Below are 5,849 nucleotides of genomic sequence, written 5' to 3'. Positions count from 1 at the left end.
CCTGCTCGGACCGCTCGGCGCGCAGGAACGGGCCTCGGTCGCGCGCCAGTGCGCATGGCGCCGCTACCGGGAGGACGAGCAGATCATCGACCACATGAGCGACACCCACGACGTCTGCTTCGTCGTCGGCGGGCGCGTCCGTGTGGTCATGCATTCCCTCTCCGGCCGCGAGATCAGCTTCGACGACGTCGATGCCAGCGGCTATTTCGGCGAGTTGTCGGCCATCGACGGCAAGCCGCGCTCCGCATCCGTGGTCGCGCTGGCCGAGACGCACGTCGCCTTCATGCCGCCGCGCCTGTTCCGCGAGATCGTCGTCGGCCATCCGGACATCGCGCTGTCGGTGATGCAGCGGATGGCGGCGATCATACGCCGCGCGACCGGCCGGATCATGGATCTGAGCACGCTCGGCGCCAACAACCGCGTCCATGCCGAGCTGCTGCGGCTCGCCAAGCCGGCCCTGCGCGCCGACAACACGGCGGAGATCGTGCCGATCCCGGTCCATTCCGACATCGCGAGCAGGGTCAGCACCACCCGCGAGACGGTCGCGCGCGTGCTGGGCGACCTCGCGCGCGGCGGCATCGTCGTGCGCGGCGGCAGCGGTCTCGTGATCCGCGACTATGCGCGGCTGGAGGCGATGGTCGAGGACGTCCGCGGCGAATGAACGCGCCCGTGGACGCGCCGGGGCCGCGGCATCAGTCCGCCGCGTCGGCCGACATGCCGCCCCGGGCCCGGAGCACCCAGGTCGCGACGAGGTCGGCCGTCAGCCGGGTTCGCCCGCAATGGGGGCATTCCACCGTGAGCGTCAGCCGCTCGGCACGGAACTGCTCGCCCCGCGCGCACTCGCATTCCAGCATGTAGCATCCGGGCCGGCTGTCGACGATCTGCATGGCTCCTCGCACCCATATTGCCATACGTTCGAACACGCCGGCAGGGAACTAGGATGCCTCGATCCCTGCGGTTACTTCCTTTTTGCTTCCCAAGGCCCATCCGCCCGACTTTGCAAGCCTCGCCTTCTCCATCACCTTCGGGCGGACCGCAACGGCGAGGCCCCGACCATGGCCCAGACGGACGACCAGGTAAGCCCTTATCTTCTCCGGCCACTGCGCCGCCTCGAAGACGTCGTCGCCGCACGGACGGCGAAAGGAAAGCCGCCGGCCGCTTCCGGACGGCCCCGCGAGCCGCGCTCCCCGGAGACGGCCACGAAGGAACGCGCCACTTGAGGCCGGCCCCCGTGGCCGACTGTCAGGCGCCGCCGCACGTCTCCTGCTCTGCGCTCCGCGCGAGGTCGGCCGGCTGCGGATGCCGGACCCGCTCCGCCGGCAGCCGCACCGTCGCGCGCGTCCCGAGCCCGGGCTCGCTCTCGATCAGCAGCACGCCTGCGTGAAGCTCCGCCAGCGACCGCGCCAGCGGCAGGCCCAGCCCCGTCCCTTCGCCGCTGCGTCCCATCGCCCCGTAGACTTGGCCGAACGGCTGCATCGCGATCTCGATCTCGCCGGCCGTCATGCCGATGCCCGTGTCGGCGACGAACAGGTCCGCCCGCCCGTCGGGGCCGGGCGCGGCTCCGACGGTGACGGTGCCTCCGGGTTTCGTGAATTTGACAGCGTTCGTCACCAGGTTCAGCAGGATCTGCTTCAGCTTGAGCCCGTCCGCCACGAGGTGCGGCATCCCCGGGGCGACCTGCCGCACCAGCCGCACCCGCCCCTGCTCGGCGCGGACCGCGACCATGCGCAGCGTCGATGCGACCAGCTCCCCGACGTCGATCTCGTCCCGGCGCAGGTCCATGTTGCCGGTGTGGATCTTCGCGTGGTCGAGCATGTCGTTCACGATCGCGAGCAGGTGGTTGCCGCTCTCCCGAATGTCGCCGGCATAGCCGAGGATCTGCTCCGGCACGCCCTGGTCGCGCAGGTCCTCGACCAGAATCTCGGAGAAGCCGATGATCGCGTTGAGCGGCGTACGGATTTCATGGCTCACGTCGGCAAGCAGGCGGTTCTTGGCGCGGCTGGAGAGTTCCGCGAGTTCCTTGGCCTCGCGCAAGGCGTCGTCCGGAAGCCGTGCCGCCGGTTGCCTGGCGAGCAGGAGCCCCGGACCGGCGTGGCCCCGCGCCACCCAGACGGCGTCGGCCTGGATGGGCACGCCGTCCCTCCCGTTCAGCTCTATCCGCCGCCAGCCGCCGGGCTCCGGCGGCCGCTCGACGAACCGGGACAGCGGTCGCCCGACCACGTCGCCCGGCGTCAGGCCCAGGATTTCGGCGCCCGCCACGTTCACATGGGTGACGATCCCGCCGCGCACGGTCGCCAGCAGGTCGGGCAGGCCCGTCCCCAGCTCCTCGACCGGGATGCCGCCGGACCGCCGGCGCCATCCCGCCGCGCGCGCGACGAAGATCCACAGCAGCAGGACGCTCCCGGCCAGGGCCGGAAGCGCCGCGTCGCGCCAGACCACCGGGACGGCGCATAGAACGGCGGCTCCGGCGAGCAGGAGAAGCCCACCGTCCGGGCGCCGGCCAACCAACCCTCTCGGGCCAATCGGCCCCGGATCCCCGGCCATGCACAGCCTTCAACGAAAAGCAGAATACCGGCACCACTCTGGCGCGCTGCGCAGCGTCACGTCAAGCGAACATACACGCCACTCCGCAACCTTTCCCCCGCAGTGGTTGCATCCGACGGAATGCCCGATCCGGAGTTTTCCACCCCGGGTGCTTGTTCAGAGAGGCTCCCCGGCACGGCGCGCGCGCCGCACCGGCCGCCCGTCGGGGTCGAGGAAGCCGGCCGCACGCAGGCGGGCGACGGACCGTTGGAAATGCTCGGCCGCCGCGGGCCGCCGGTACCCTTCCAGCCAGTTCTGCTCCAGGAAGGCCAGCAGCCCGGGCTGGCCCAGCTCGACCTCCCACAGGATGCCCAGCAGCGAGGTCAGGCACTCCTCGTCCTGGCGTTCCTCGGGGCTGGCGACGGCGACGGCGTCCGCGTCGGCCCTGCGGCCCGTCTCCGGCCCGGCGCCGAGCCCGAAGTCGTAGAGCTCCCGCCTCTCCGGCGGGCAGAGCTGCCAATGGGCGATCTCGTGGATCAGGACCGAGGGTTCGCTGCGTGTGCGGATGCGGCGGCCGTCCCAGCTGAACGCCGCCCGGGGCTCCTCGTCGAGCGTCTCGATCCCGAGGGAGGCGGCGAGCGTCAGGGCGTCCGCCCTCCAGCGCTCCTCGCCGCCGCGCGCGTTCCGGCGGCTGTCCCGGATGCGTGCGAAGGCCGTGCGGGCGAAGGGATCGCCGGCGAGGTTCGCCCCGAACGTGTCCAGCGCGTCGGGAAGGGTTTCGGCGTCGATCGGGGAAAGGATCATCGTGTCGAGGTTCGGAAGCGGCCGTTACGGTTGCCGCTTCCCGAAAACGTTCAGGAGCCCGAGGTTCCGCGCGGCCTCAGAAGAAAAGCGCACCCAGCCCGTACACGGCAAGACCAACGAGGCCCCATGCGCCGGCCGCGAGGACGAGGAGGATCAGGACCCGGCGCCGCAAGGGCAGCTTCGCGTCCGTCGGCCTCGTGGCGGCCTCCTGGTTCCCATGCGCGGCGTCGCGCCCGAGGACGACGGTATCTTTCACGGCACGATCCACTTTCGCACACCTCCAAGTCCGCGTGCGATTACGACATCATCGAGGCTAAGCAATCGTTAATATGGCCGTGGCGGGAAGGTGGGACAACGGTATTAACGCCTTCGTCCCGTGCCGGCTTTGCCTCGACGCCGGCGAGCCCGCATCCGAACAAAAGCCCTTGCGCCCACGCGCGGCCCCCTGATACCCGTTCCGGAGCCACGGCACCATGCCCGCCCCAGCCCGTCCCCGAGAAGAATGACCGAAGACACACTCACTCTTCGCCACCCCAAGTTGCTGGGCCTCCACGCGCATTGGCTCGAACGGGCCCAAGGCGGCATTCCCCTCGCCTCGGACCTCGATCCCGCGGCCCTGCGCCCCTGGCTCGGCAATCTGCTGATCATGGACATCGGTCCGGACGGCGACTTCGTATACAGCTATTACGGGCAGAACTTCGCCGAGAATTTCCGGACGGACCGGGCCGGCCAGTCGATCGCGGAGCTGCCGGACGAGCAGCGCCGGCAACTCCGCGTCGAGTACGAGAGCGTGCGGGACCTGAAGCGTCCCGCCGCACGCCTCTACACCGCCGAGTTCGACGGCCAGACCTCGACCTGGGAGCGCCTGGTGCTCCCCCTGTCCGAGGACGGCGAGACGGTGAGCAAGATCCTCGTCGGCGCCTATCGGATCGAGCGGCCGAGCATCGTCGCGATCGCGGTGCCGCGCGTACCCTGACGAGGGATGCTTTACGGATTTTAACTATATCTAGACGAGGCGGCGCTACAATCGCGCCGGCCCCGGGGCAGCGGGCCGCAGGACCAGAGACGCCATGGATTCGATGACCAAGCACCCCGACAGCCGCACCGCCGCGGAGCCGACGGCCGGAGATATCGTCTCGGCGCAGGAGTTCAATCTCTGGTGCGCCGTGAACAGCAAGCGGTTCCGCCTGGCCCAGAACACTTGGCCCGACGGCGCCGTCGAATGGGACGTGGTCGCCGATCTCGGGCGGCCGGATGAAACGATCGTCTACGGGACGGGGCAGCAGGACGAGGCCGCGGCCGTCGTGGCCGCCAACGCGTTCCTTGCCGGCATCGAATGGGCCGAGACCAACCTGCGCGCCGGCCTTCTCGCCACCTTCGAGCGCGAAGCGCCGGAAGACGCCCCCGATCCGGACACGGTGCCGGAGGAAACGGGCGAGGACGGGGAGGAAGGCGACGGCCTCCCGGACGCTCCCGTGCTGGGCAGGCTGTCCGACGCCCCCTACGAGCTGCCGGCGATCACGCTGCTGCGGGCCCCTCCCCCGCCCAAGGACCAGGAACTCGATGAGCGCGAGCTTGCCGGGAAGGCGCGCGAGCTGGAGACGGTCCTGCGCAATTTCGGCGTCCGCGGCGAGATCATGGAGGTCCGGACCGGGCCGGTCGTCACCCTCTACGAACTCGAGCCCGCGCCGGGCACGAAGTCCAGCCGCGTCATCAACCTCGCCGAGGACATCGCGCGCTCGATGCGCGCGGTCACCGTGCGCATCGCGATCGTGCCCGGCCGCAGCGTCATGGGCATCGAGCTGCCGAACCCGACCCGCGAGACCGTGTTCCTGCGCGAGATGCTGACGCATGAGAGCTTCAACGCCTCCACGGCGAAGCTGGCGCTCGTGCTGGGCAAGGACATCGGCGGCACGCCCATGGTGGTCGACCTCGCCCGGATGCCCCACCTCCTGATCGCCGGCACCACCGGGTCGGGCAAGTCGGTCGCGATCAACACCATGATCCTGTCGCTGCTCTACCGGCTGCCGCCGGAGAAATGCCGCTTCATCATGGTCGACCCGAAGATGCTGGAGCTGTCGGTCTACGACGACATCCCGCACCTGCTGACGCCCGTCGTCACCGACCCGAAGAAGGCCATCGTCGCGCTGAAATGGGCGGTGCGCGAGATGGAGAACCGCTACCGCGCGATGGCCCGCTTCGGCGTGCGCAACATCGAAGGCTACAACGCCCGGATCCAGGAGCTGCTGGAGGCCGGCGAGACGGTGACCCGTCAGATCCAGGTCGGCTTCGACAAGGCGACGCGCCAGCCGATCTACGAGGACCAGCCGATGGAGCTGAAGGCGCTCCCCTACATCGTGGTCGTCGTCGACGAGATGGCGGACCTGATGCTGGTCGCGGGCAAGGACATCGAGGCGGCGATCCAGCGCCTGGCGCAGATGGCGCGCGCGGCGGGCATCCACCTGATCATGGCGACGCAGCGCCCCTCGGTCGACGTCATCACCGGCACGATCAAGGCCAAC

Annotated in this window: 7 protein-coding genes; 3 read left to right on the top strand and 4 right to left on the bottom strand. The window is 70.0% G+C overall.

What is annotated here, in order from left to right; genetic code table 11:
* Nucleotide 1: 1 nt before the first annotated feature.
* Nucleotides 2-661 (top strand): Crp/Fnr family transcriptional regulator, encoded by a 660-nt coding sequence (locus VGO20_RS25685; protein ID WP_327505255.1) that lies wholly within the window; start codon nt 2-4, stop codon nt 659-661.
* Nucleotides 662-692: 31 nt separating this feature from the next.
* Here VGO20_RS25685 and VGO20_RS25680 read toward each other — a convergent pair whose 3' ends face one another.
* From VGO20_RS25680 to VGO20_RS25665, 4 genes are all read right to left on the bottom strand, one after another.
* Entirely contained in the window at nt 693-887 is a 195-nt protein-coding gene (locus VGO20_RS25680; RefSeq protein WP_327505254.1) for a hypothetical protein, read from the bottom strand.
* A 355-nt stretch (nt 888-1,242) separates the two neighbouring features.
* Nucleotides 1,243-2,544, bottom strand: coding sequence for a sensor histidine kinase (locus VGO20_RS25675; RefSeq protein WP_327505253.1), 1,302 nt, complete (start codon nt 2,542-2,544; stop codon nt 1,243-1,245).
* A gap of 156 nt (nt 2,545-2,700) precedes the next feature.
* On the bottom strand, nt 2,701-3,327 hold the full coding sequence (locus VGO20_RS25670) for a hypothetical protein (protein WP_327505252.1): 627 nt from the start codon (nt 3,325-3,327) through the stop codon (nt 2,701-2,703).
* A 76-nt stretch (nt 3,328-3,403) separates the two neighbouring features.
* On the bottom strand, nt 3,404-3,583 hold the full coding sequence (locus VGO20_RS25665) for a hypothetical protein (RefSeq protein ID WP_327505251.1): 180 nt from the start codon (nt 3,581-3,583) through the stop codon (nt 3,404-3,406).
* A gap of 246 nt (nt 3,584-3,829) precedes the next feature.
* Between VGO20_RS25665 and VGO20_RS25660 the strand changes: the two genes are divergently transcribed.
* Both VGO20_RS25660 and VGO20_RS25655 read left to right on the top strand, forming a co-directional pair.
* Nucleotides 3,830-4,303, top strand: coding sequence for a PAS domain-containing protein (locus VGO20_RS25660; RefSeq protein ID WP_327505250.1), 474 nt, complete (start codon nt 3,830-3,832; stop codon nt 4,301-4,303).
* A gap of 103 nt (nt 4,304-4,406) precedes the next feature.
* On the top strand, nt 4,407-5,849 hold a 1,443-nt coding region (locus tag VGO20_RS25655; protein ID WP_327505256.1), incomplete at its 3' end, for a DNA translocase FtsK.

Source organism: Arenibaculum sp., assembly GCF_035998295.1.
Taxonomy (GTDB): Bacteria; Pseudomonadota; Alphaproteobacteria; order Azospirillales; family Azospirillaceae; genus DASYHS01.
The sequence above is the reverse complement of the archived record's forward strand: the minus strand, read 5'-3'. Positions and strand labels throughout refer to the sequence as shown.